This is a genomic window from Ruegeria sp. CH5 (assembly GCF_056537025.1).
Window position 1 is genome coordinate 64,054 of sequence record NZ_JBQFQT010000001.1, and the last position, 23,989, is coordinate 88,042.

At 59.6% G+C, this 23,989-nt stretch carries 23 protein-coding genes; 10 read left to right on the forward strand and 13 right to left on the reverse strand.

Features of this window, described 5'->3' with window-relative positions; all coding sequences use genetic code 11:
• Positions 1-116: 116 nt before the first annotated feature.
• The 4 genes from ACR0JC_RS00295 to ACR0JC_RS00310 all read right to left on the reverse strand — a co-directional run bounded on the left by ACR0JC_RS00295 (position 117) and on the right by ACR0JC_RS00310 (position 3,830).
• Complete coding sequence (locus tag ACR0JC_RS00295; RefSeq protein WP_170339264.1) at positions 117-1,397, reverse strand: TRAP transporter large permease; 1,281 nt, start codon at positions 1,395-1,397, stop codon at positions 117-119.
• A gap of 9 nt (positions 1,398-1,406) precedes the next feature.
• On the reverse strand, positions 1,407-1,934 hold the full coding sequence (locus ACR0JC_RS00300; protein WP_170339867.1) for a TRAP transporter small permease: 528 nt from the start codon (positions 1,932-1,934) through the stop codon (positions 1,407-1,409).
• 75 nt (positions 1,935-2,009) lie between these two features.
• Positions 2,010-2,993: a TRAP transporter substrate-binding protein gene (locus ACR0JC_RS00305; protein WP_093961689.1), complete on the reverse strand. Its 984-nt coding sequence runs from the start codon at positions 2,991-2,993 to the stop codon at positions 2,010-2,012.
• Positions 2,994-3,044: 51 nt separating this feature from the next.
• Entirely contained in the window at positions 3,045-3,830 is a 786-nt protein-coding gene (locus ACR0JC_RS00310) for an SDR family NAD(P)-dependent oxidoreductase (protein WP_170339865.1), read from the reverse strand.
• Between the two features lie 259 nt (positions 3,831-4,089).
• Here ACR0JC_RS00310 and ACR0JC_RS00315 point away from each other — a divergent pair, with 259 nt between their 5' ends.
• Positions 4,090-4,770 carry a GntR family transcriptional regulator gene (locus tag ACR0JC_RS00315; protein ID WP_170339864.1) on the forward strand — a complete coding sequence of 227 codons (681 nt, stop codon included), beginning with the start codon at positions 4,090-4,092 and terminating at the stop codon, positions 4,768-4,770.
• Positions 4,771-4,805: 35 nt separating this feature from the next.
• Positions 4,806-5,117, forward strand: a complete 312-nt coding sequence (locus tag ACR0JC_RS00320; protein WP_170339861.1) for a cupin domain-containing protein — start codon at positions 4,806-4,808, stop codon at positions 5,115-5,117.
• A 148-nt stretch (positions 5,118-5,265) separates the two neighbouring features.
• Here the strand turns inward: ACR0JC_RS00320 and ACR0JC_RS00325 are convergent, their stop codons facing one another.
• Positions 5,266-6,903, reverse strand: a complete 1,638-nt coding sequence (locus ACR0JC_RS00325; RefSeq protein ID WP_170339859.1) for a GMC family oxidoreductase — start codon at positions 6,901-6,903, stop codon at positions 5,266-5,268.
• Positions 6,904-6,913: 10 nt separating this feature from the next.
• Positions 6,914-7,942 (reverse strand): LacI family DNA-binding transcriptional regulator, encoded by a 1,029-nt coding sequence (locus tag ACR0JC_RS00330; protein ID WP_170339857.1) that lies wholly within the window; start codon positions 7,940-7,942, stop codon positions 6,914-6,916.
• Positions 7,943-8,225: 283 nt separating this feature from the next.
• On the opposite strand from ACR0JC_RS00330, the gene ACR0JC_RS00335 reads away from it, so the two are divergent.
• The 8 genes from ACR0JC_RS00335 to ACR0JC_RS00370 all read left to right on the forward strand — a co-directional run bounded on the left by ACR0JC_RS00335 (position 8,226) and on the right by ACR0JC_RS00370 (position 17,145).
• Entirely contained in the window at positions 8,226-9,647 is a 1,422-nt protein-coding gene (locus ACR0JC_RS00335) for an aldehyde dehydrogenase family protein (protein WP_170339855.1), read from the forward strand.
• A gap of 55 nt (positions 9,648-9,702) precedes the next feature.
• Positions 9,703-10,677 (forward strand): ABC transporter substrate-binding protein, encoded by a 975-nt coding sequence (locus tag ACR0JC_RS00340; RefSeq protein ID WP_170339853.1) that lies wholly within the window; start codon positions 9,703-9,705, stop codon positions 10,675-10,677.
• Positions 10,678-10,744: 67 nt separating this feature from the next.
• The gene (locus tag ACR0JC_RS00345; RefSeq protein ID WP_254430714.1) at positions 10,745-12,280 is read left to right on the forward strand and encodes a sugar ABC transporter ATP-binding protein; all 1,536 of its coding nucleotides are present in this window, start codon (positions 10,745-10,747) and stop codon (positions 12,278-12,280) included.
• A complete protein-coding gene (locus ACR0JC_RS00350; protein ID WP_170339851.1) occupies positions 12,265-13,242 on the forward strand; it encodes an ABC transporter permease in 978 nt (325 codons plus the stop codon). The genes ACR0JC_RS00345 and ACR0JC_RS00350 overlap by 16 nt, the downstream gene beginning before the upstream one ends.
• Before the next feature lie 3 nt (positions 13,243-13,245).
• A complete protein-coding gene (locus ACR0JC_RS00355; RefSeq protein ID WP_170339848.1) occupies positions 13,246-14,244 on the forward strand; it encodes an ABC transporter permease in 999 nt (332 codons plus the stop codon).
• Positions 14,241-15,341 (forward strand): mandelate racemase/muconate lactonizing enzyme family protein, encoded by a 1,101-nt coding sequence (locus ACR0JC_RS00360; protein ID WP_170339846.1) that lies wholly within the window; start codon positions 14,241-14,243, stop codon positions 15,339-15,341. The genes ACR0JC_RS00355 and ACR0JC_RS00360 overlap by 4 nt, the downstream gene beginning before the upstream one ends.
• Positions 15,338-16,378: a zinc-dependent alcohol dehydrogenase gene (locus ACR0JC_RS00365; RefSeq protein WP_170339843.1), complete on the forward strand. Its 1,041-nt coding sequence runs from the start codon at positions 15,338-15,340 to the stop codon at positions 16,376-16,378. Before ACR0JC_RS00360 ends, ACR0JC_RS00365 begins: the two co-directional genes overlap by 4 nt.
• The gene (locus ACR0JC_RS00370) at positions 16,375-17,145 is read left to right on the forward strand and encodes an SDR family oxidoreductase (protein ID WP_170339841.1); all 771 of its coding nucleotides are present in this window, start codon (positions 16,375-16,377) and stop codon (positions 17,143-17,145) included. The genes ACR0JC_RS00365 and ACR0JC_RS00370 overlap by 4 nt, the downstream gene beginning before the upstream one ends.
• A gap of 30 nt (positions 17,146-17,175) precedes the next feature.
• Here the strand turns inward: ACR0JC_RS00370 and ACR0JC_RS00375 are convergent, their stop codons facing one another.
• The 7 genes from ACR0JC_RS00375 to ACR0JC_RS00405 all read right to left on the reverse strand — a co-directional run bounded on the left by ACR0JC_RS00375 (position 17,176) and on the right by ACR0JC_RS00405 (position 23,937).
• The gene (locus ACR0JC_RS00375; RefSeq protein ID WP_170339837.1) at positions 17,176-17,595 is read right to left on the reverse strand and encodes a secondary thiamine-phosphate synthase enzyme YjbQ; all 420 of its coding nucleotides are present in this window, start codon (positions 17,593-17,595) and stop codon (positions 17,176-17,178) included.
• A gap of 111 nt (positions 17,596-17,706) precedes the next feature.
• Positions 17,707-18,570: a sugar phosphate isomerase/epimerase family protein gene (locus ACR0JC_RS00380; RefSeq protein ID WP_170339835.1), complete on the reverse strand. Its 864-nt coding sequence runs from the start codon at positions 18,568-18,570 to the stop codon at positions 17,707-17,709.
• An 11-nt stretch (positions 18,571-18,581) separates the two neighbouring features.
• Positions 18,582-19,472, reverse strand: coding sequence for an NAD(P)-dependent oxidoreductase (locus tag ACR0JC_RS00385; RefSeq protein WP_170339833.1), 891 nt, complete (start codon positions 19,470-19,472; stop codon positions 18,582-18,584).
• Positions 19,473-19,695: 223 nt separating this feature from the next.
• Positions 19,696-20,877, reverse strand: a complete 1,182-nt coding sequence (gene uxuA, locus ACR0JC_RS00390; protein WP_170339830.1) for a mannonate dehydratase — start codon at positions 20,875-20,877, stop codon at positions 19,696-19,698.
• Positions 20,874-21,926: a Gfo/Idh/MocA family protein gene (locus tag ACR0JC_RS00395; RefSeq protein ID WP_170339828.1), complete on the reverse strand. Its 1,053-nt coding sequence runs from the start codon at positions 21,924-21,926 to the stop codon at positions 20,874-20,876. The genes uxuA and ACR0JC_RS00395 overlap by 4 nt, the downstream gene beginning before the upstream one ends.
• On the reverse strand, positions 21,923-22,924 hold the full coding sequence (locus ACR0JC_RS00400; RefSeq protein WP_170339826.1) for a Gfo/Idh/MocA family protein: 1,002 nt from the start codon (positions 22,922-22,924) through the stop codon (positions 21,923-21,925). Before ACR0JC_RS00400 ends, ACR0JC_RS00395 begins: the two co-directional genes overlap by 4 nt.
• Positions 22,921-23,937: a Gfo/Idh/MocA family protein gene (locus ACR0JC_RS00405; protein ID WP_170339823.1), complete on the reverse strand. Its 1,017-nt coding sequence runs from the start codon at positions 23,935-23,937 to the stop codon at positions 22,921-22,923. The genes ACR0JC_RS00400 and ACR0JC_RS00405 overlap by 4 nt, the downstream gene beginning before the upstream one ends.
• Positions 23,938-23,989: the final 52 nt, after the last annotated feature.

The following is a 23,989-nucleotide window of genomic DNA, read 5'->3' on the forward strand; positions in this document are numbered from 1 at the left end:
CCTTTGACGCTCGGCTTCCGGCGCCGACCGGAGGTGTTTCTTCCGTTGCCGCCAGTGGCGGAACCGGGCGCACCTTTACCCAAGGTGCGTCCGGACCTTTTGCCTGCTCGCCCTTGCTATCCAAGCAACCCTGGCAGGGTCAGCGAGATAGCGGGCACAAAGGTGATCAGCATCAGGGCGACCAGAATTGCCAGGTAAAAGGGCCATATCGTCCGAACCGCCTTTTCCATCGGCAGTTTGCCAACGGCGCAGCCGACAAACAGGCAGGAGCCAACCGGAGGAGTGCACAGTCCCAGGCCCAGATTCACCAGCAAGATCATTCCGAACTGCAGGGGATCAATGCCAAGGCTGTTGGCAACCGGCAGGAAGATCGGCGTGCAGATCAGGATCAGGGCCGCCATGTCCATGATCATACCCAGAAGCAACAAAACCGCATTGATCATCAGCAGGATAAGGATCGGGTTTTCCGTCAGGCCTGTCAGCAGATCCACCGTTTTGTCCGGCACTCTGTAGAAGGTCAGCATATAGGCAAAGGCACCCGCGCAGGCGATCAGGATCATGACCATGGCCGTCGTACGTACGGCCGACGCAACCGCGATGCAGAACTTGTCCCAGGTGATGCTCCGGTAGACCACGAGCGTGACGACAAAGGCATAGATGGCGCCGAACGCCCCGGATTCGGTGACCGTGAAAATGCCCGACAGGACGCCTCCGACGATGATCACGGCAGTCAGCAGCCCGGGGATCGCGCTGAGAAAGCTGATGACCAGAGCCTTCCAGCCCGGAAAGGTTTCGGCCTGATACCCTCGGCGCACCGCAACAAGATACGCGGCGACGGCTAGGCAGAGGCACATCAACACGCCCGGAACTACACCCGCGAGGAAAAGCTTTGAGATCGAAATGCCGCCCCCCGCCGCAATGGCGAAGATGATCATGTTGTGGCTGGGAGGGATGATGATCCCTGCGATCGACGACGTGACCGTCACATTGACCGCATAATCCGCGTCGTAGCCTTTCTCTTTCATCACGGGAACAAGAATGGAGCCGAGGGCAGATATATCGGCGATGGCCGATCCCGAAATTCCACCAAACAACATCGACGAAAACACATTCACGATGCCCAAGCCCCCACGAACGGCGCCGACCGCGGCTGACGCGAACCGCACCAGACGCATGGCGATCCCGCCGTGGAACATCAGTTCACCGGCGAAGATGAAAAACGGGATTGCCATCAACGAGAAAACGTTGATGCCCGAGATGATCCGCTGGAACCCGATCATCAGCGGCAAACCTTCGAACCAGAAGGCCGAGATGGCGGCAATGCCCAAGGCGAAGGCCACAGGTGTTCCGATCAGTACACACAGGGCGAAGACGCCAAGCAAAAGAAGAATTCCCATGATCCGCCTCTATTCGATGCTGTCTTTTCGCTCGTCAAAACCGACGCAGAGGCGGATCAGGTGACCAACGGAAAACACAAGGATAAGGCCCCCGCCAATGGTCAGGGGCAATGACCGCAAGCCTTCTGGAACCTGGATCAAGGGGATGAGCGACCCCCATTTAAACATCGTAAGCCGCGCCCCGAACACCAGCATCAGAGCACCGAACCCGGCCATGATCACGTCTGTACAAACGACCAGAGCCGTCCTGACTCGCCGCGGAACCGCCGAGCGCACGAGGGACACGGACAAATGCGTGTTGTCGTGCACACCGACCGCCGCGCCGATGAACGCGATCGTCATGACCAGCAGCAGGGCGACCTGCTCGACCCACGTTGGCGTTGCGTTCAGGACGTAGCGGCCGAAGACGAGCCAGCCGAATATGACGGTGACCACGACCAGCGCGACACCGGTCACGATCCGGCATGCATCGGCGATGCGGTCGAGGATCCTGACCATAGTGCGCACTGAGGACGGGGGCGTAGATGTATTGCTCATAAGCCTGAAACTCTTGATCAGATGTCCGGCCCCGCATTGGCAGGGCCGGACGGTATCAGATCCGATACGGTCCGATCACTCGGTCGCCTGGATGGTTTCAACCAACGGGCGGAGGTCAGGGTTGGTTGCGAAATAGGCCTCGTAGACCGGGGCCATCGCGGCCTGGAACGGCGCTTTGTCGGCCACTTCGTTCACTACCACACCCGCAGCCTCGACCGCCGCGCGGCTGGCCGCTTCACGCTCGGCCCACAATTGCCGCTGCAACTCGGCGGACTCTTGCGCCGCCTCTCTGACTGCGGCCTGCAGTTCGGGCGACAAGGCGTTGAATTTGTCGGTGTTGACGCACACGCATTCAGGGATGATCAGGTGCTGGGACAGCGAGTAATAGCCGGCAACCTCGAAATGGCCGGTCGACTCGTAGGACGGCCAGTTGTTCTCGGCGCCATCGACGACCCCGGTCTTCAGGGCCTGATAAACCTCGGCGAAGGCCATGGGCGAGGGGTTGCCGCCAAGTTCGGCAATCATGCCGGTGAACAGATCGTTGTTCATGACCCGCACTTTCATGCCCTGGACATCGGCCGGGGTATTGATCGGCTTGGTCCCGTTGTAGAAGGATCGGGCGCCGGCGTCATACCAGGCAAGCGGGGTCAATCCCTTGGCTGCCATTCCGGCCGCGATCGCGGCACCGCCCTCGCTGTCCAGAACGCGGAACATGTGTGGGACGTCCTTGAAGATGAAGGGCAATGAAACGACATTTGCCTCGGCGACAATCGGGCCAATCGGACCCAGGTTGAAATTTCCGACCTCCAAGGCGCCAGCGCGGACCTGTTCGACCGCATCGGGCTGGCTGCCCAATGTGCCGCCGTGGAACATTTGCAGGTTGATTTCACCGCCGGTCTTTTCGGTGACCAGTTCGGCGAATTTGTCCATCGCGACAGTATTCGGGTAGCCGTCTGCGTGGATGTTCCACCCGCGCCAATCCTCGGCCAAAGATGCGCTGCCGGTCATGACGACCATGGCTGCGGCGCCGATCAGTGTTTTTGTAAGTTTGGTGTTCATGCTTTCCTCCCTAGAAGCAGACAGATGTTTTTGGTGATCGGTCGGAGCCGGCTATGAAAAGAGCAGGCCTCCGTTGATGTCGATGTTCGCGCCCGTAATGAAAGCGGCGGCGTCCGAGGCCAGAAACGCGACGAGGTTTGCCACATCCTCGGACGTGCCTTCGCGTTTCAGCGGTGTGGCGCTGGCCACGTTGGTGCGGACTTCGGTCTTGGTGAAGACATTGTGGAAGTCTGTGTCGATCATGCCCGGGCAAACCGAATTGATCCGGATCTCGGGCCCCAGTTCCTTGGCCAGCCCACGTGTCATCGTCATGACCGCCCCCTTCGAGGCCGCATAGGCAACCGCGCCGGGACCACCCCCGTCACGACCCGCCTGACTGGCGAACCCGACGATCGCGCCGCCTTTTTTCATGTGCGGCAACACCGACTGAACGGCGCGGGCAAAAGAAGTGGTGTTCAGGTCCATAACGTAACGCCAATGGTCCATGTCCATCTCAGACAGGGTCTTTCGGGCCACCAACCCTCCGGTAACGTGGACAAGAATGTCGATCCGGGGCCCGAAGGCGGCAATCGTTTCTGAGACCAGCCTGTCCACATCCGCGCCTGACGTCATGTCGCCCTGTACGGCAATCGCCTGACCGCCGGCAGCCGTTATCTCTTGGACCGCCGTCTCTGCACCCGTAGATGAGCTGTGATAGTTGATTGCGACCGACGCTCCGGCCTCGGCCAGTTTCAGAACGCAGGCACGGCCGATGTCCCGTCCGCCGCCGGTCACGATCGCGACCTTCCCTGCAAGGTCCCGGTTCAGGCCAATCTGTTCAGCGTTCAATTCGGTCATTCTCTTGTCCCTTTGGATCCCCGGTCAGCCTGCCGGCGCGCCCGTTCCGATCTTTGGGTTCGAACGGGCATGAAGCAGTGTTGCGTATTTTAGTCGACTAGGATACTAGTATTGTCAACAACTTTGTTTGAGGATCACAAAGGGCATCGCACGGTGCGTGCCAAATCAATTGGCTGGAGATACACTGACGAGTATCGAGGGAGGGGCCTCGAGCCACGGAAAGCCACCCGAGTTGGTCACGCGCAGAAAAAGGCAGGAAATGCAAAGTATTACGGACAAGATCGAGCGGCGCACAACCACCGACATCGTTTATGAGAGCCTGTACGAGGCGATCGTTTCGCTTGAAATTCTGCCGGGGACGAAACTGTCCGAAGCAGACATCGCAAAGAAGTTTGAGGTGTCCAGGCAGCCGGTCCGCGATGCTTTCAACAGGCTCGAGGCGCAGGATTTGTTGCTGATCCGTCCTCAGAAAGCCACTCGGGTCCGTAGCTTTTCAATGGAACGGATCGGTCATGCACGCTTTGTTCGCCTGGCCGTCGAGTTGGAGGTGGTGCGCGCTGCATGCCAGGTTTGGAAGCCCCAATACTCGAAGCTGCTGGAGGACAACCTCAAGCGGCAGAAAGACGTGGTTTCAAGGAACGAGGCCGAAGAGTTTCATCAACTCGACTATGACTTTCATCGGTTGATATGCGAGCTGAGCGGCAACCCGCTGGCCTTCGACACGATTCAGGAATGCAAAAGAAAGATCGACCGCCTGTGCGTTCTGAGCCTTGGGCGCGAGAGCGAGGCCGAGACTCTGGTTCGGGATCATGTGGCGCTGGCCAAGGCGCTTGCAGACCGCGACGAGGCGGTGGCGAGCGAAACCATTCGCCGTCATCTGGGCCGTATCGACAAGACCATTGAAGAGGTTCACGCGAAACATGCCGAGTATTTCGAGTGAAATGAACGCCGCCACCTGACCGAGGACACTGTATCATGACCAATAGCTATCCGATTGTGTCGCCCGCCCCGGGCGTCACGCGCCAGGTTTTGGCAGCTCACGAAGACCTCATGATGGTGTCCTTCCGGTTTGAAGAAGGTGCCGAAGGCGCGCTGCACGACCACCCGCATGTGCAGTCGACATTTGTGCGGTCCGGGCGGTTCAATTTCGTCATCGGAGATCAGGAGCGAGAGCTGGGGCCCGGCGACAGCCTGATCATTCCGTCCGGCGTGAGCCATGGTTGTGTTTGCCTGGCGGCCGGAGAGTTGATCGACTGTTTCACGCCCAGGCGGGACGACTTTCTGTAAGGCGCATTCCGCGAACGCGCTTGCCGTGGCCCGCGATTACCTTGACCCCATGAGGCCGGTTAACCTGTTTTTCGGCGAAACGGGTCGGGCAGGGGGCATATCATTGCGCCGGAAATCGGATCAACCGACAGCGGCCCCGCAGCTTGGGCTAGGAATTGCGGTCCTCACGTGCTGATCCAATGCCAAGGATCAGGTCGGCGCATCGTTCGCCCAGCATCATCGCAGGTGCGTTTGTGTTGCCGGCGTTGATGTCCGGCACGGCGGACATGTCGCACACCCGCAAGCTCTCGACCCCGCGCACGCGCATTCTGGGGTCCAGCACGGCCATTCCATCACCGTCACGGCCCATTCTGGCAGTGCCCGCCGGGTGATAGTTGGTTTTCACGAACCGTTTGCAGTGTGCTCGCAGCGTCTGGTCGTCGTCCGCTGTCGGAATGACAATTTCGCGGATCCTTTGCGCAAGCGGGCCCGAGGTGAATGCTCGACGAAAGAAACTCTGCCCCCGGATCATCTCCTGCATATCGTCTTCATTCTTAAGAAGGTTGGGCGAAACTACTGGCATGGCGTCGGGGTCTGCCGAGCGAAGCCGAACCTCTCCGCGTGATTTCGGTTTGACTACGACGGTCGTAACGGTCAGGCCAAAGTCATCCTGCACCTCGTCAAGCGCGTCGCGATCCAGATAGACGATGGGAACGCAAAAGGCCTGAATGGTTGGTTCTCCATCAGGGTTCGACGGATTGACGAACGCGCCGGCTTCGACCCCGGCCGAAGTCACCGGGCCGCTGCCGAACAGCTTGAACTGAATACCGTTGCGCAGCATCCGCCAGCCCTCACCTTGTTTGAAATATCCGTAAGGGCCGTTGGCAAAGGCGGTGATCGGAACTTCGGGGTGGTCGATCAGGTTTTGGCCGACCCCGGGCAATGGGCAGACCACGGGAATATCGTGTTCAGCAAGATGTGCATCCGGTCCGATACCCGACAGCATTAGAATTTTCGGCGTGACCAGGGCACCAGCCGCAAGCACAACCTCACCATCACATCGGACGGTGTGGGACCCGCGTTTGTCTCGATACTGCACGCCGACGGCCCGGTCGTTTTCGATGATGATTTTGCTGACTTTTGCGCCCAGCCGGATGGTCAAATTCGGGTCCGTCTCGAGAGGAGCGAGGAAAGCGTAAGCTGACGAGCTGCGCTTTCCGGCGCGATTGGTGAACTGATAGAACCCGACGCCGCGCTGGCTTGCGCCGTTGAAGTCCGTGTTGAATGGTTCGCCAAGGGCCTGCACAGACTGAACGAACCAACGGGACATGTCGTCGATATGCCCCGGATCCGAGACCTGGACCGGACCGTCGCTGCCGTGCAGGTCGTTGTGCAGCCTGTTGTTGCCTTCCATCCTGCGGAAATAAGGCAGCACATCGTCCCATCCCCAGCCGACCCCGTCGTTGGTCTGTCGCAGCAGGTCGTTCCATGCGTCATAGTCAGAAGGCCGACCGCGCATATAGACCTGCGCATTCACCGACGACCCGCCGCCCAGAACGTTGGCCTGCGGAATGTCATGCACGCGGCCGTCCAGGTGGTCCTGCGGTTCGGTCTGGTGGTAGGTCATGAACTTGGACCCGTTGATCATCTTGAAGATACCCGGCGGCATGTCCAGCAGTGGATGGCGATGCGAATGCCCCGCCTCCAGCACCAGAACACTGCACTTGCCTTTGTTGACCAGCCGCGCTGCTGCCGCGGCGCCCGCCGAGCCGCCGCCGATGACGATGTGATCGAAGGTTTCCGTCATGATTTCGCCTTCAGGTCCGGCGTTTGGGTTCGCTGATCGAGTCGCGCTCGACCAGTTCGCATTCAAGCTTCACGAGTGGGTGCCGCTGACCGTCCGTCGGTCCGTGGAACAGCTGTTCGACGACCCAGCGTCCCATCGCCCGGGTGGGAAGGATCATCGAAGTCAGGGGCGGCGACAGGTGCCGCGCGGTTTCGTCATCGTCAAATCCGATGACTGAAATGTCCTCGGGGATGGACAGGCCAAGTTCCTTGAGCGCCTCATAGCAGCCGATGGCCATGCGGTCGTTCTGGCAGAAAATGGCGGTTGGCGGAGAGGGCAGGTTCATCAATTCCCGCGTGGCGGCGTAGCCTGCGCTGGGCAGCCAGTTGCCCTCGATGACCAAATCCTCGTCAAATGGGATGTCGGCGGAAGCCAAGGCGTTTCTGTACCCGGTCGTACGCCCGGCGGCGCATTCCATGAACGGCTCGCCGGTGATGGTGGCAATTCGTTTGTGCCCGGCCTTGATCAGGGCGTTGGTCGCCGTATGTCCGGCAGCGACTTCGCCGGGGATCACTGCAGGAAAAGAGAGGTCGTCGCAGAAGCAATTCAGCAGCAGAACCGGGGTGGCCGTCTGCCTGAGGATCTCCGGCACGACCACCCGCCGCGTGAAAACGGTCGCGTAGATGATGCCTGCAACCTGTTGGTCGAGGAAATACCTCAGCGTTCTGGGCTCGACCTCGGGGTCGTTTTGGGTTTCGGCCAGCAACACAAGATTTCCGGTGTCCCGAACGGCCTGTTTCACGCCGTTGAACGCGTTCACCATCTCGGGGCTCGATGCCAGATCATCCACGACGAAAGCGATGGTTCCGTCCAGCGCCGCGGGCCGGCGCGCGCTGTCCTGGGGTTTCCTGAGTTGAGAGGGCATGGCGTATCCAAGCGTGTTGGCGGCATCCAGGACCCGTTGCTTGGTATCCTCGGAGATCTTGACGGAATCATTCTTGTTGAGAACCAGCGATACTGTCGTCTGCGAACACCCGGCGACGCGCGCAATGTCGTGCATCGTTACGCGCTGCCGGCCCGCGACTCGTCCTACACCCCTGTGCTGCCCGGCTTTGTTCGCTTGATCGTTCATCGCTCAACCTTTTTGTTCGCATCCTTTTTATCGACTATGCGGAGGGTGCGCAACTAATATTAGTAAGTGATAATTAATATTAGTGTTGACGAAATAATATTATTAGTGTTTTGATCGGCGGTGCGGTCGCCATTGTGGTCTGGCCGAGCAAGTGCGGGAGGCGAAATTGCGGTCTGTAGTGGGGGAGTTGGGTCAAGTCGTTCGCCATTCGATGTTCATCGATGGCCGCTTTGCCGACTTTGACGCGGACGCGGTCGATGTCGAAAACCCTGCAAATGAAGAGATCGTAGCACAGGTTCCAGATGGTGGTGCCATGCATGCCGATGCGGCGGTCGAGGCGGCCCGCAGGGCTTTTGGCGCGTGGTCTGCGCGCCCGGCGATCGAGCGGGCGCAAATGGTCCGAAAGCTCGCCGAGGCCATCCGGGTCGACGCCGCGCGTCTGGCTGCTTTGATCACAGCCGAGCAGGGCAAGCCGATCTCGCAGGCCCGAGGTGAAGTGGATGCCGCCGCTACCTTTCTTTGCCATGCAGCTGAAGAGGCCCGGCGGATTTCGGGTGACATAGTGGCCTCGGACAACAGGTCCGAAGAAATCCAGATTCGGCGCCATCCCTACGGCGTTGTCGTCGCGCTGACGGCCTGGAACTATCCCTTGGCATTGGCCGCCAGAAAAATCGGGCCAGCGCTGGTCGCGGGCAACACCGTTGTTTTGTTGGGACATGAAATCACGCCGCTTTCCGGTCTTGCGGTTGCCGAGCTTGCGGACAAGGTAGGGTTTCCGCCCGGTGTTCTGAATGTTCTGACGGGGAGAGGGCCGGTGGTTGGGCAGCGGTTGGTCGAACACCCCGATACGTCGCTGATCACGATGACCGGCAGCACGCGCGCCGGGAAAGAGATTTTTCGCACAGCGGCCGACCGGATCAAGGTTGTCCGGCTCGAGCTTGGGGGCAAGGCTCCGTTCATCGTGATGGAGGATGCGGATGTTGACGCCGCCGTTTCGGCCGCCATTGCCGCCCGGTTTGCCAATTGCGGCCAGATCTGCACCTGCAACGAGCGTATGTATCTGCATCGCGGCATTGCAGATCAATTCTTGGAAAAATTCGTGTCAGAAACCCGCGCATTGTCGATCGGGGATCCGATGGAGGACTGCGACCTGGGGCCCAAAGTCAGCAAGGTCGAAGTGACCAAGGTCGCCGAAATCATCCAACGCAGCATCGCAGAGGGTGCCACGGTGCATCTCGAAGGTGGGCCTTTGACGGACGGCGCGCACGGCAAAGGGCACTGGATGTCCCCGACCGTTCTTGAGGTCTCCGACAACGGCAATGCCGCGATGCAGGAGGAGGTCTTTGGCCCCGTGGCGACAGCCATGCGAGTCGATGATTTTGATCAGGCGATAGCCTTTGCGAATGACACGTCATTCGGGCTGTCCGCCTATCTCTTTACGGCGTCACACCGCCGATTGATGGAGGCCCCGAGCCGTTTGAAGTTCGGCGAACTGTACATGAACCGTTCGAATGGCGAGGCCGTACAGGGGTTTCACACTGGTTGGGGGCTGTCGGGGGTTGGGGGCGAAGACGGCGCCTATGGCTTCGATGGCTATCTGAGGAAACAGACGACTTACATGAATTGGGCATGACCTGAAAACTCGCGGTCAAAACGGAGGCGACCGCACCAATGGAGGAGGAATAACCATGAAACGCAGAAACCTTTTGATCTCGACGGTTGTCGCAGGTGCGCTGTTGGGCACCACGGCGATGGCACAGGATCTGCCGCCGCTTGAGCAGAAAGATCGCTACAAGGTCGGCTTTGCGCAGATGGAGTCGAACAATCCCTGGCGCATTGCCGAGACGAAATCGTTCCATGACACGGCAGAGGCCTGCGGCTGGGATCTTATCGCGACGGATGCGGCCGGATCTGCGGCCAAGCAGGTTGCGGATGTGGACAGCATGATCGCGCAAGGCATCGACGTCCTGTTCCTGCCCCCGCGGGAAGAAAAGCCGTTGATCCCGGCCGTTATGAAGGCCCGTGCCGCCGGCATTCCGACCTTTCTGGTGGACCGCTCGGTTGATCCGGCCGTCGCCAAGCCAGGCGAACATTTCGTGGCATTTCTTGGATCAGACTTCATTGATCAGGGCAACCGGGCCGCGCAATGGCTGATGGAGAATTTCGAGGGCGACAAAGGCATCATCGTACAGTTGGAAGGCACGACAGGGTCCTCGCCTGCAAATGACCGCAAAAAGGGCTTCGACGACGCGATCAAAGCGGATGACCGTTTTGAGATCGTGGCCTCTCAGACCGGGGACTTTGCGCGCGACCTGGGTCGTCAGGTGATGGAAACCCTGCTGCAGGCGCATCCCGACGTGAACGTGGTCTACGCCCACAATGACGAGATGGCGATCGGCGCGATCCAGGCTCTGGAGCTGGCCGGCCGCAAACCCGGCGAGGACGTGACCATCGTTTCAATCGACGGGACACGCGATGCGCTACAAGCCATCATCGACGGCAAGATGGGCGTCACGGTCGAAAGCTCGCCTTTCTTCGGCCCTCTGGCCTGTGAAGTCATGAAGAAATACGCGGCTGGCGAGACGATCCCGGAATGGGTGAAAGTCGAAGATCGCATCTTTACCAAGGACAACGCGGCCGATCACATCGACGAAGCCTATTGATTCTCCCTGGTAGGTGGTGCTGGCCTTTGGTCGGTGCCGCCTGCAAGCAATCGGAGGAAGACATGTCATGAATGCGCTTGTCTCGATGTCGGGAATTGAAAAGTCCTTTGCCGGCGTACCGGCACTCAGCCAGGCCAGCCTGGAGATCGCACCGGGCGAGGTTCATGCGCTGATCGGTCAGAACGGTGCCGGCAAATCGACGATGATCAAGGTCCTGACCGGAGTTTACGACCGGGATGCCGGCGACGTGCATCTGGCGGGTGTGCCGAGCCACATCTCCACTCCGCGCGAAGCGCAGGAATCCGGAATTGCCACGATCTATCAAGAGCTCAACCTAGTGCCGCTGCGGTCAGTGACCGAGAACATCATCATGGGGTACGAGCCCAAACGTCTTGGCTTTCTGGTCGACTGGCGCGAAGGCAACAGTCGCGCACGCGAGGTTCTTGCGCGCTTTGGCATAGATATCGACGTGACCGAGCCGCTGGGAAATTTCTCGACAGCGATCCAGCAGTTGGTTGCGATTGCGCGGGCTGTGTCATTGGACGCAAAGCTGGTCATCATGGACGAACCCACCTCGTCATTGGATGCCAGCGAGGTCGAGGTTCTGTTCGGTGTGGTGCGCGAGTTAAAGAAACAGGGCGTTTCCGTCCTGTATGTCTCGCATTTTCTCGATGAGCTGTTCCAGATCTGCGACCGGGTCACAACGATGCGAGACGGCCGCACAGTCAGCACGCGCAACGTGCAGGACACGACCAAACTGGAAATGATCGCGGACATGCTGGGCCGCAACAAGGACGAGATCGCGGCAGACGGGCTCACGGACTTCGCCGGCGCCAAGGCCAAGAAAGGCGATATCGTTTTGCGGGCTGTCTCTGTCTCGACAGGCCCGCGACTGACGCATTTCGACCTCACGCTCCACCGCGGGGAGATCGTTGGGCTGGGCGGGCTTCTGGGCTCTGGCCGGACAGAGGCTGCGCGCGCGTTGTTCGGTGTGGACGGGGCCCGCAGCGGCGCAATCGAGCTGCACGGTGCGGTCGGGCAACCGTCCGGACCGGGTGACGCGATCGCAAACGGGGTCGGCTTTCTGACCGAAGATCGCAAGGCCGAAGGGATCATTCCTGACATGTCCGTGCGCGAGAACATAACGCTGGCCCTGCTGCCGAAACTGGCCAGCCGTGGTCAGATCGACTTTGCCCGCGAGCGCGAGATCGTTCAGGCCTTCATCGACGACCTGGGCATCAAGGCGGCGCATATGGACCAACCCATTCGCGAGTTGTCCGGCGGCAACCAGCAGAAGGTGCTTCTTGCCCGTTGGCTGGCGACACAGCCCGACATCCTGATACTCGACGAGCCGACCCGAGGCGTGGATGTCGGCGCCAAGCGAGAGATCCAATCTTTCATTCGGTCTTATGTCGAAAAGGGGTTCGGCGTTGTCCTCATCAGTTCGGAATTCGAAGAACTGGTGGAAGGCGCTGACCGCATCGTGGTCATGCACGAGGGGCGCTCGGTCAAGGAACTGACCAACCCCGGGATTACCGAGAATATACTGGTGCGCGCGCTTGCGCATCATGAAGAAGGAACTGGTTCATGGACCGCGCAATGAAGTTGCCGCAACGGGTCGCATCGATGCCCTTTCGCTTTCATGGCGGCATCGCCGCGTTGGTCGCCCTGCTGGTGTTCAATGCGTTTTTCACCCCAAATTTCCTGCAGCTGCAGACCCTGTTCGTGAATATCAGTCAGGTTGCCACGATCGCCATCGTGGCCATGGGCATGACGCTGGTCATCGCCACGGGTGGGATCGATCTGTCGGTTGGCGCGGTCATGGCTTTGGCCGGGGCGCTGGCTCCACTGATCTTTCTGTCGGATCTGGGCGCCGCCAATCCGATGCTTGGCGTCACTTTGGCCATTGTCCTGCCGCTGCTCGTCGCGGGTTTATGCGGGGTATTCAACGGCGTGATGGTTGCTGTGTTGAACGTGCAGCCCATCGTTGCGACGCTCATTCTCTTCATCTCTGGTCGGGGTATTGCCCAAGTCTTGACGAACGGGAACCTGCAGACATTTTCCAACCCTTCATTCAGTTATCTTGGAACCGGCAAGGTGCTTGGCTTGCCGTTCCAGGGGTGGCTGGCGCTGGCGATTGCCTGTGTGCTGTTTTGGGTGATCACCAGAACCACTTGGGGCCGCTACCTGCTGGCGATCGGCGGCAATGAACGTGCGGCCTATCTGGCGGGTGGTCCCGTCCGGCGGGTCAAGATCGGGGCCTATGTCATCTGCGCGGTGCTTGCAGGCCTGGCCGGTCTGATCGTGGTTGCGATCAACTCGGCCTCGGACGCCGCGCGCAACGGCAATCTGATGGAGCTTGATGCCATCGCGGCCGCTGTCGTTGGCGGGGCTCTTTTGCAAGGCGGGCGGGCGCCGATCTTTGGCGCCATTCTGGGTGCCGTGATCATCCAGCTGGTCAAATATACATTGTTGGCCAACGGGGTAGAGGACGAAGTTGCACTGATCGCCAAAGCCGTCATCATAATCCTGGCCGTTTGGGTCCAGCAGTTCCGGAGGGCTTGATCGATGTTGGATGAAACGGCTTTTGACCTGCGAAAGTACCTTCGGCGCAATTCGGCCTCAGTGACGGTGTGGATCGCACTGCTGGCTTTGATCCTGTTTGGGTTGATGCGCTATGACAACTTTGGCAGCGCCTACAATTTCTCGTCTTTCCTGAATTACAACGCGATGTTCATCGCGATCGCGCTGGGCATGTGTTTCGTGATCATGACCGGCGGGATTGATCTGTCGGTTGGATCCGTGGCGGCCTTTACATCGGTCGTTGCGGCTTATCTCAGCCCATACGGGATTCAGGTTGCGCTGCCGGGGGCCGTGCTTGCCGGGGTGGGCTTCGGGGCGATCAACGCCTTTTGCATTATCGTCGTTCGGATCCCGCCCTTCATCGCCACGCTGGCGACCATGTTGGCCGCTAAAGGCGGCGCATTGGTGATTTCGGGCGCCCAGACAATTTCGGTTGATTGGGGGTCGAACTTCACCAAGCTTGGTATGGGGCAGGCGTTCGGCCTGTTTCCATGGGCAATCGTCATCGTGGCCGGACTGACGCTGGCACTTTGGCTGGTGCTGGAAAGAACAACCATCGGGCGGACCGTTTTGGCGATCGGGGGCAGCGAGGATGCCTCGAACCTCATGGGTCTGAAGGTGAATCGCGCCAAGGCTTTCGTCTACCTGCTTTCGGGCGGCTGCGCAGGGCTGGCTGGCGTCTTTCTGGCCTCGGGCTTTGGAGCCGGACAACCCCTTGAGGGTATTGGCTGGGAATTGTCGGCCATAGCGTCCGTCGTTGTGGGCGGCACCTTGTTGACAGGTGGGATGGGGTCGATCCCTGCGACCGTGGCCGGAGCGCTTTTGCTGGGTCTGGTTTTCAACGTTCTGAACTTTGAAAACGGTCAGGGCACCATCAGTTTCAGCGCCTATTGGCAGATGGTCATACGTGGAGGCTTTCTTTTTGCGGTCATCCTTTTACAGTCTCGGGTTATTGCCAGGCAGCAGAAGGTCTTGGGTTCGTGAATCGCATAGAAAGTGTTTCAGCGCGGCTGTTCAACGTCCCGCTCGCCGAAGTCCTGGTCGATGCCAAACATGGGGATCACACGTTCTTTCAATTGATCACCGTCACCATCCAAACGTCGGATGGGGTTGAGGGGGTTGGGTACACCTACACGGGCGGCAAGGGCGGTCATGCTATCTTGGCGATGATCCAGCATGACCTTGCGCCGTTCCTGGTTGGACAAGACGCGGAACAGATCGAAAGCCTGTACGATGCCATGCAGTGGCACGTGCACTACGTAGCACGGGGTGGGATCGCCTCGTTCGCCATCTCGGCCGTGGATATTGCCCTTTGGGACATTCGTGGCAGAGCGCAGAATGCACCACTATGGCAAATGGCGGGAGGAGCGTCCAAACGGTGCAAGGCCTATGCCGGCGGGATCGACCTGAATTTCTCGCTGGAGAAACTGCTACGCCAGACCGAAGGCTACCTTGCGCGTGGGTTCAACGCGGTCAAGATCAAGGTCGGTCAACCGGATCTGGCCGATGATCTGGCGCGGGCCCGGGCGGTGCGCGAAATGTTGGGGCCGGACCGGTTCTTCATGGTCGACGCGAATTACTCCATGAGCGTCGAGCAGGCCATCGTGGCCGCCCAAGGGTTCGCCGATTGCGATATCCTGTGGTTCGAGGAACCAACAATTCCAGACGACTACAAAGGCTATGGCCGAATTGCCGAAACCACGGGCGTGCCCCTTGCCATGGGTGAAAACCTGCACACGATTCACGAATTCGAGTACGCCTTCGATGATGCGAAGCTGAGTTTCATCCAGCCCGATGCTTCAAATTGCGGCGGGATCACCGGCTGGTTGCGCGTGGCCGCGCTGAGCGCCCAACACGGCATACCGGTTTGCAGCCATGGCATGCAGGAATTGCACGTCAGCCTCGTTTCGGCGCAACCCAACGCGGGGTGGCTGGAAGTACACTCATTCCCGATAGACCGGTACACGACCCGTCCGCTGGTCGTGGAAGACTGCCTGGCCGTTGCCCCGGATACGCCGGGAACCGGAGTGGAATTCGACTGGGACAAACTGAATGCGGAACACAGGGAGATGCATACATGACGACCCAGACGATCTCTGCGGCGTACTACAGGGGCAACAAGAGCTTTGCCGTGGAACAGGCCCAGGCAGCGGCTCCGGGCCCCGGCGAGGCCGCCATTCGCGTTGCCTATTGCGGGATTTGCGGGACGGATATGCACGTCTACCACGGCAACATGGATGCCCGTGTCGGCCTGAACCGGGTAATTGGGCATGAGATGTCCGGTGTCGTAGAAGCGGTGGGCGAGGGCGTCGATACGATAAAACCCGGCCAAAAGGTCGTCGTCCGACCGCTTGATCACTGCGGCGAGTGCCCGGCCTGCAAACGGGGGCATCAGCATATCTGTCAGAACCTCAAGTTTCTCGGCCTCGATACCGATGGTGCCATGCAAGAGATCTGGACCGTTCCGGCCCACACCTTGCACGTTCTACCGGATGACTTGCGCATGGATCACGCGGCGCTGATCGAGCCGGTCGCCGTTGCCTGCCACGATGTGCGCTTGTCTGGCCTGCAACCTGGCGAGGACGTCGTCGTCATCGGCGGCGGCCCGATCGGCATCCTGGTTGCCATGGTTGCCCGGGACGCGGGCGGAAACGTCGTGATTTCCGAAGTGAACCCAAACCGCTTGGCCATTGCCGAAAAGCTTGGTTTCGACACGATCAACCCAATCGAAACCGATCTGGTGGCCACGATCAACGGGCGCACGGGCGACAAAGGGGCGGATGTAGTTTTCGAGGTATCGGGAACGCAGCCCGGTGTTGATGCGATGACAGCCGTTGCCGCGACGCGGGCCCGGATCGTGATGGTCGCGATCCATGCTCAAAAACCCCAGATCGACCTGTTCCAATTCTTCTGGCGAGAGCTGCAACTGATCGGTGCTCGGGTCTATGAGCCGGAGGATTACGAAAAGGCGATCGCAGTTGTCGCCTCGGGCGGAGTGGACGCGGATGTCGTGATCACTGATGTCAGCCCTCTGGCAGACATTCAGGCCGCGTTCGAAGCACTGGATCGCAGCCCAACCGCAATGAAAAGCCTGATCGAAGTAGGACCGCGTTCATGAGTGTTTTGCAAAGTTTCGACCTGACGGGAAAAACGGCCCTTGTGACCGGATGCAAACGCGGCATCGGGCGTGGCATGGCCGAGGCATTGGCATCGGCTGGAGCAGACATCATCGGTGTGTCCGCCTCGCTCGAGCTGTCCGGCTCGGAGGTCGAAAAAGCCGTCATGGCGATGGGGCGCAGTTTCCGGGCTTACCAATGCGACTTCTCGGACCGCTCTGCACTGCATGGGTTTATTGATCAGTTAAGAGCCGATGGACAAACCCCTGATATCCTTGTCAACAATGCCGGTACTATCAAACGCAAACCTGCCGCCGAACACCCGGACGACTGGTGGGACGAAGTGATTGAGGTCAACCTGTCCTCTCAGTTTGTTCTGTCTCGCGAGATCGGCAAGGACATGCTGGCGCGCGGCTCGGGCAAGATCATCTTCACCGCCTCGCTGCTGACGTTTCAGGGCGGCATCACCGTTCCCGGATATGCGGCCTCGAAAGGTGGTATCGGACAGCTGACGAAGGCCCTTTCCAATGAGTGGGCCGGGCAGGGTGTGAACGTGAATGCAATCGCCCCCGGCTACATCGCAACCGACAACACCCAAGCCCTGCAGGACGATCCGGTTCGGTCGAAGTCGATCCTGGAACGAACACCCCAGGGCCGTTGGGGTACGCCAGGTGATTTTGCCGGACCTGTGGTCTTTCTGGCTTCTGCAGCGTCGGACTACGTCAACGGTGAAATCCTTGTTGTCGACGGGGGTTGGATGGGGCGGTAGCGCCGTCAACTCTCCATGTGAGCCAACGCCTCAAGTCCCGATGTAGTGAACCTTCAATCGCCGCGTCTTTGGTGCCTCGCGATGTTCGAACAGGTACAGGCTTTGAACGCGGCCCAGCGGAAGCTGTCCCTGTTCGACCGGTATCGACACCTGCGTTTGCGTCAACAGCGCCCGCAGGTGCGATGGCGCGTTGTCGTCTTCGCTCGGGCGGTGGTGATACTTGCCTGGTGACTTGGGGACCAGTTCTTCGAAGAACCTCTCGATATCCTTAACCACCTCGGGATCGGCATTGGCCTGCACCAACAGCGCGGCACCGGTGTGGACGCACCAAAGGGTAAGCAGGCCCGAGACAAACTCATGTTCGGAAACCGCACGCTGAACAATCCCGCTGATGTCGGTCAGGGATTTGCCGGGCGTTTCAATGGACAACTCAAAAAACTCTTGCTTCATCCATCAGATCCTTTCCTTGATCTTGCGGGAATGCGCCCAGCTTTCCGCACCCCATTCGGCATTCAACTTACAGGCTTAAGTATCTGATTTGTAAAACTCTAGAGCTTTCATTCATGCAAACAGGTTTTTGAACCGGTCTATGCACAGACGAAACCCATCTTCGAAATTTCCGTTGCCGGGATGATAAACGCTTTCGAAGGAAATCACGCCATCATAGCCGTCGGATCTGAGCGCGTCGGCGATGGGTTGGAACAGAGGCGCAAGCTGGCCTTCCCCCATGCGGCGCACTTCCAGCGTTGCCCTCGGCGTGTCGACCTTTACGTCCTTGATGTGAATGTGCCCCAGATAGCCGCCGCGCAGTTCTTCGTAACCGTCCGGGTATGCCAGTTCATGGCACCAGCAGTTGTTTCCGGGGTCCCAAAGAACTTTCAACGTATCCTTTGCATCTAACTCGTTAATCAGCTTGCGGGCGGTATAGTTGGAATTGACCAGCGTGCCGTTTCCGGTTTCCACGACAAGCGTCACGCCCTCAGCCCTGGCCAGTTCAACCGCCGGCGCGATCAGCGGCGGCATCGAGTCCCATACCCCATGCGCCACGTTCCACTTCTCGGCGCCGTTTTTTCCCCAGAGTATCTGCTCTTTTCGTTGGGTCATGATCCGAACCAGCGGAGACCCCACGACATGCGCCATGTCGATCACGCGTTTCAGCGCGTCCATGTGTCGGGTGTGCAGGTCGTCACCGGGCCTGTTGGCAGCCGTCATCCCCGCGAAGATATGGCGCGACAGACAGGACACAGGCTTGCCCCGGTCGCGCAAGAGCGCGTCGATCTCGGCAATTTCCTGCGGGGAGTGGTCCCCAACCTCGGTGTCGCCTACGAACTGAAGCTCTGCATAGTCCAGACCGAATTCGTCCATCACGTCCACGGCATGCCGCAGATCGCGGGAAATGCCGTCGCAAATCACACCTAGTTTCATGTCCGGTCCCCTCAGCGATGCAATTCTGCGCCAACGATCTCTTCGATGACGCGGGTACACACCCAGTTGTCGCCGTTCGGGTATTTGGTTTTTCCGGCGTGAAAGATCTGCATAGCGGACGAGGCGGTATGCATTGGAACGCCCAACGCACCGGCCAGGGCCAGCGAGATCGTCAGGTCCTTGTGCATCGTTGCGATATGGCTGCCGGTGGCTTCGAACTTGCGATCAATGATGTTTTCAAGGGCGGTGTTCACGACACCGCACCCAGCGCTGGAGGATGAGAACACGTCAAGCAATGCTTGACCGCTGACACCTGCTTTGGCCGCGAGGGCCGCAGCCTCGAATGTGGCGGAAAAGATCGATCCGATAAGGGATTGCAGGCAGGCTTTCACGGTTTGCCCGTCACCGGCGTTTTCTCCGACCCGGTGTATGGTTGCCGACACTGCCTGCATGACTTCGGCATTTTGGTCCAGCACATCCGCAGCACCGGCAGCCATCATCGTCAATGTGCCGTTCTGCGCGCCGGGAAACCCACCCGAGACCGGGGTGTCGATCAGGTGGATGCCCGAGCCCTCCATGTCTAGCCCGATAGCGCGGGCTTCGGCCGGAGTAATGGTCGCCGACAGGATGACCGTTCCGCCTTCGGCCATGTTCGCAACCAGTCCGTCTTCACCCAGAATGACATCGCGGGCCTGATCTCCGTTCATCACCATGACGAACACGCTGGCGGCATGACTGCCGACCTGTCCCACGCTGTCCTTGGCCAGGCCGCCCATGTCGGAAAATGCGGTCATGCGCGTCTCGCTCAGGTCGAAACCGGAGGTTTCAAAGCCATTCTTGATCAGGTTCTTGGCAAGGCCGCTGCCCATGTCGCCAAGACCGATTACGCCTGCAGTTTTCATTTGGAGTTCTCCCGTTTTTTCGCCATTTCCGTATGGCAGACGTTTCGAAAAATGATGCCCAATCGCATCGGTTTTCGCGGGAGTTTCACGCGTCTTGAACAGACGTCGGGCGAGTCCGGAAGACACCCCGCTGCCCGTTTACGTGCCGTAAGTAAACGAAGAACGCGGCGTTCAGGCAAGCAAAGAAGTGTTCCGGCGGGAATAAACCGCCTGACCGGACGCGTTATGAGAACGCCGCCATAATGCCGCGCAGTTCCGCCAGCCCGCGCATGCGTCCGATCAGTGGATAGCCGGGAGTGCTGTGTCCGCCCAGATCGCTCAGCAGCTCTTGTCCGTGGTCGGGCCGCATTGGAATTTTCCAGTCGTCCCGCCCTTGAGATATGCGGCGGCGCTGTTCGTTCATCAACTCGCGAATGGTGCCGACCATGTCGGTGTCGCCCTCCAGATGCGGAGCCTCATAGAAATCCGGCTTCTGGCTGTCTGACCCCGCGATGCGTCGGGTGTTTCGCAAGTGAACAAAGTGGATCCGGCCGCCATGCCTGCGCACGAACTCCGGCCCATCGAATTCAGGGGAAACACCCAGCGATCCGGTACACAAGGTTGCGCCGTTCGCGGGCATATCAACCGCATCCAGTACGGCGCCGTAGTCATCGGTACTGGACATGATCCTTGGAAGACCGAGCAGCGAGAAGGGCGGATCATCGGGATGACAGCACAAGCGCACCCCCAATTCTTGGGCTGCCGGGGCGACCTCAGACAGGAAGTCGATGAGGTTTGCGCGCAGTCGGTCACGGTCTATCTCGGCATATGTCTGCAGCAAGCCGCGTACGTCCTCTACGCTCCACTGATCGTTGGCACCGGGCAGCCCCGCGGTGACATTGTGCTGCAACTGGGCCTTGGACTCCTCCGACATGCGCGAAAAGCGATCCTTGGCCGCTTGCTGGGCGGTGTCGGAATAGTCTTCTGACGCATCCGGACGTTCAAGAATATGTATGTCGAAAACTGCAAAATCGGTCAGGTCGAACAGCATGGCCGTTCCGCCATGCGGCTGCTGGGCGCGAAGGGCGGTGCGCGTCCAATCCAGGATTGGCATGAAGTTGTAGCAAACAACTTTGATGCCACGGGCGGCCAGAGCCCTGAGGCTGGACTTGTACGCCTGCAGATGCTCGGCCATGTCCGCCGACTGCGTCTTGATCGCCTCTGAGACGGGCAGGCTTTCGACAACGTCCCAACTGTACCCGGCCGCGGCCAGAACGGCCTGCCGGTCGGCGATGCTCTGTTCATCCCAAGGCTGTCCGGGCGGGATGTGATGCAGCGCGGTGACGATGCCCTGAACCCCGACCTGATGCAGATCGGCCAGAGCGATCGGATCCTCGGGTCCGAACCAACGCCAACATTGTTTCATGGCAGCCATCCTTCATACAGCGGGTGATCGGGCCTGATGGGAAGGGCAACGCGCTGCCCGGTGCGCGCAGCGTGATAAATCGCCGTCACAAGGCCGATGGACGCAGCGCCATCCTTCAGCGTAACGGCCGAATTTGCCTCGGACCGCAGCGCCTTGCCGACTTCGGTAAAAAATCCTTCGAAACCAGTTGGCTCGGCGGCGGAGGCCGCAAGAGCCTCGTCGACAGCGGCTTGATCTACGGGGTCCCGCGCGACGAAAGTCCAGGGCGTTTGACCCGGAGCATAAGGTTCGGTGCCAGAAGTGGCAGTCAAATTTTCAAAGACGAACCGCAGGCGGGTTTCGTCCGTGGCTGCGCCTAGTGTGATATTGCTTGTGCACAAAGCGCCGGAACTCATGCCGAAGCAGATCGCGGCGCAGTCTTCGGTCTCGATCGGGTTGACCCGCGTTGTGGTCATTGCAGAAACCCAGGCGATATCACCCGCGATATGAGTCAGCAGATCATGGTTGTGGATGGCATGGCCCAGAACCGCGCCGCCGCGTTCATCGGCCCATGTCCCCCGCCACGGTACCGCGTAATAGTCCGCCCCTCGGGACCAATGGGTTTCAAGCGCGGCAGTTTGGACCGCTCCGGTCAGGCCCGCGCGTTGCAGGTGGCGCAATTGGGCCAGTGACGGGCCCCACCGGTATTGAAAAACCGGAAAAACCTCCTTGCCCGCGTCGCGTGCGGCTGCCGTGATCCGATCCACATCCTGCATCGAGGTCGCAAGGGGCTTTTCGCAGACAACGTGTTTTCCTGCGGCCAGTGCCGCAAGCGTGGTCGGTACATGCAGATGGGGCGGCAGGCAGATGTCGATGACATCAATCGTCGGATCATCCAGAGCGTCCTGAATGTTGGTCAATGCTCGAAAACCCGAGTTCTGCCGTATCTGTTCGATCCGGTCGATATTCTGGTCGACCACGGCGGCTACGCAAAAGGTGCGATCAAGCCGTTCCAGAGCGTCCAGATGTTGCGCACCGATACCTGCACCAAGGATCGCAACGTTGATCATCTGCGTTCCGCCAATTCCTGCGCGCGCAGTGCCAGTTCCATGACCGTAAAGCAGTGGGCCTGCGTCATTGCGGTTTCAGTCCGGTTGTGAATGTCGTTGGCCAGGCGCGCAAAGTAGGGAAGGCCGGCGTCGGATGCGTCGATCTTTTGGCAGGTGTCACCATTGACGAGGATCAGATAATCTGTCCCCAGGGCTCCACCCACGTCGACGTATTTCCGCAACTCGATGTATCCTTCGGTGCCCAGGATCGTCAGACGACCATCCCCCCAGTTTGGCAGGGCATCGGGCGTAAACCAGTCAACCCGGATGTACCCGGTTCCATTCTCGCTGCGCAGATTGATCTCGCCGAAATCCTGCAATCCGGGATCGCTCGGGTTTGCGTAGTTCGCCACATAAGCGTTTGTGATTTCAGCAGTTTCCGAACCTGTGTAATGCAGGAATTGATCAATCTGATGCGAGGCGATGTCGGTCAGAATGCCGCCATAGCGTTCAGGCTGAAAAAACCATTCCGGCCGGGTCGCCCGGTTCAGTCGGTGCGGGCCAAGTCCGACCGTCTGGACCACGCGCCCGATGGCACCGGCCTCGACCAGCTCGATGGCCCGGGTGCTGACGGGCGTTTCGAACCGCTCCGAGAAGTTCACCGACCAGATCCGACCGGTGTCTGCGACCGCTCTTTTGATCTGGTCGAGTTGTTCGAACGTCGTGCAGCCCGGCTTGTCGCTCATGACATCCATACCGTTCTGCATCGCGCGGATCGCCAACGCGGCCCTGTCTGCCGGTATCGCTGAAATCAGTGCCAGATCCGCGCCGCAGGTCAGGGCGTCTTCCAGTTGGGCCAGCCGCGGAATATCGGGAAACCTTTTGACGTAGCCCGCCAGCGTCTCCGGATCGCCCTGTGTCCAATAGCCAACGCAGTCCACGCCGATTTTGCGCATGTTTTCCGTCATGCCGTAGATATGGCGGTGGTCGAGGCCAAGGGCGACGCAGGTCAGGCTCATGAGATGACTCGTGTTTTCTGGCCGGTTCGATTGGCGATCTGCATCGCGTCGATGACGGCGTGGGTCAAAAGGGCACTGCGTCCGGTGGCCATAGGTTGCGTTCCACTGGAAACGGCCCTGGCGAAGTCCTCGATGACCGCCTGGTGCCACGCATGCGTGAACGCCATGGGATCGGCCCCTCCGCCTGTGGCGGCGGTTTCGCCGACCGTGGATTCCCGGCCGTCGAAAGTGGTCACGGTCAGGACACCTGACTCCAGATGCGCTTTGGCGCGCGTGCCCTGGATCGTGATGGACTCAGCGGCCCCGGGATATTCGGCGGTAGTTGCCATCAACGTTCCCACCGCGCCGTTGTCCATTTCAAAGATTGCACCTGCCCAATCCTCGGCCTCGAGATCGTGTAGTGGAGTTTTTCTCATCACGGCCTGAATGTCCGAGATCGGCCCCAGTAGCCACATCGCAAGGTCAAGCGTGTGGATCGCCTGCGAGATCATGACGCCGCCTCCGTCACGTGCATAAGTGCCGCGACCCGGTTCGTCATAGTAGCTCTGATCGCGCCACCAGGGGACACGGACTTCCACCGTGGCGATCGCGCCCAGTTCCCCCTGTTCGATGGCCGATTTCAGCGCATGCGAGGCGGCGCCGGCGCGGTGCTGAAAAACGATGCCCAGCGGTACGCCAGACACCTCGCACTGCTCGACAATGGCTTTCGCGGCGCCCAGCGTTCTTTCGATGGGCTTTTCCATCAGGATAGGTTTCGAAGCGGTCGAAAGAATCCGTACCAACTCTGTGCGCTGATCGGGCGGGGTTGCGATGATCGCAAAGTCGACCTTTGGGTCGTTTGCGATTTCCTCGACCGAGCCGAATGCGCGGGTATCGTTTCGCTGCGCGAACTCAGCTGTTTTTTCAAGATTGCGCCCGAGGACTCCGGCAAGACTGAGGCCTTGATCCGATGCCCGAATGGCGGCGACATGCGTGCCAGAAACCATCCCCAAACCAATCAGCGCAATATTCATTCAGTCCCCCGGATCACCCGGTCAGTCTGCGGGTTCGAACGGGAAAGATGCA

What these genes read in the sequence shown, in the direction of transcription:
- ACR0JC_RS00375 (WP_170339837.1), bottom strand. Translation starts at nt 17,595, where the DNA reads ATGAAGCAAGAGTTTTTTGAGTTGTCCATTGAAACGCCCGGCAAATCC.
- ACR0JC_RS00330 (WP_170339857.1), bottom strand. Translation starts at nt 7,942, where the DNA reads ATGCACGACATTGCGCGCGTCGCCGGGTGTTCGCAGACGACAGTATCG.
- ACR0JC_RS00305 (WP_093961689.1), bottom strand. Translation starts at nt 2,993, where the DNA reads ATGAACACCAAACTTACAAAAACACTGATCGGCGCCGCAGCCATGGTC.
- uxuA (WP_170339830.1), bottom strand. Translation starts at nt 20,877, where the DNA reads ATGAAACAATGTTGGCGTTGGTTCGGACCCGAGGATCCGATCGCTCTG.
- ACR0JC_RS00315 (WP_170339864.1), top strand. Translation starts at nt 4,090, where the DNA reads ATGCAAAGTATTACGGACAAGATCGAGCGGCGCACAACCACCGACATC.
- ACR0JC_RS00320 (WP_170339861.1), top strand. Translation starts at nt 4,806, where the DNA reads ATGACCAATAGCTATCCGATTGTGTCGCCCGCCCCGGGCGTCACGCGC.
- ACR0JC_RS00355 (WP_170339848.1), top strand. Translation starts at nt 13,246, where the DNA reads ATGTTGGATGAAACGGCTTTTGACCTGCGAAAGTACCTTCGGCGCAAT.
- ACR0JC_RS00380 (WP_170339835.1), bottom strand. Translation starts at nt 18,570, where the DNA reads ATGAAACTAGGTGTGATTTGCGACGGCATTTCCCGCGATCTGCGGCAT.
- ACR0JC_RS00405 (WP_170339823.1), bottom strand. Translation starts at nt 23,937, where the DNA reads ATGAATATTGCGCTGATTGGTTTGGGGATGGTTTCTGGCACGCATGTC.
- ACR0JC_RS00295 (WP_170339264.1), bottom strand. Translation starts at nt 1,397, where the DNA reads ATGGGAATTCTTCTTTTGCTTGGCGTCTTCGCCCTGTGTGTACTGATC.
- ACR0JC_RS00370 (WP_170339841.1), top strand. Translation starts at nt 16,375, where the DNA reads ATGAGTGTTTTGCAAAGTTTCGACCTGACGGGAAAAACGGCCCTTGTG.
- ACR0JC_RS00340 (WP_170339853.1), top strand. Translation starts at nt 9,703, where the DNA reads ATGAAACGCAGAAACCTTTTGATCTCGACGGTTGTCGCAGGTGCGCTG.
- ACR0JC_RS00365 (WP_170339843.1), top strand. Translation starts at nt 15,338, where the DNA reads ATGACGACCCAGACGATCTCTGCGGCGTACTACAGGGGCAACAAGAGC.
- ACR0JC_RS00350 (WP_170339851.1), top strand. Translation starts at nt 12,265, where the DNA reads ATGGACCGCGCAATGAAGTTGCCGCAACGGGTCGCATCGATGCCCTTT.
- ACR0JC_RS00335 (WP_170339855.1), top strand. Translation starts at nt 8,226, where the DNA reads ATGTTCATCGATGGCCGCTTTGCCGACTTTGACGCGGACGCGGTCGAT.
- ACR0JC_RS00385 (WP_170339833.1), bottom strand. Translation starts at nt 19,472, where the DNA reads ATGAAAACTGCAGGCGTAATCGGTCTTGGCGACATGGGCAGCGGCCTT.
- ACR0JC_RS00325 (WP_170339859.1), bottom strand. Translation starts at nt 6,903, where the DNA reads ATGACGGAAACCTTCGATCACATCGTCATCGGCGGCGGCTCGGCGGGC.
- ACR0JC_RS00310 (WP_170339865.1), bottom strand. Translation starts at nt 3,830, where the DNA reads ATGACCGAATTGAACGCTGAACAGATTGGCCTGAACCGGGACCTTGCA.
- ACR0JC_RS00300 (WP_170339867.1), bottom strand. Translation starts at nt 1,934, where the DNA reads ATGAGCAATACATCTACGCCCCCGTCCTCAGTGCGCACTATGGTCAGG.
- ACR0JC_RS00400 (WP_170339826.1), bottom strand. Translation starts at nt 22,924, where the DNA reads ATGAGCCTGACCTGCGTCGCCCTTGGCCTCGACCACCGCCATATCTAC.
- ACR0JC_RS00345 (WP_254430714.1), top strand. Translation starts at nt 10,745, where the DNA reads ATGAATGCGCTTGTCTCGATGTCGGGAATTGAAAAGTCCTTTGCCGGC.
- ACR0JC_RS00395 (WP_170339828.1), bottom strand. Translation starts at nt 21,926, where the DNA reads ATGATCAACGTTGCGATCCTTGGTGCAGGTATCGGTGCGCAACATCTG.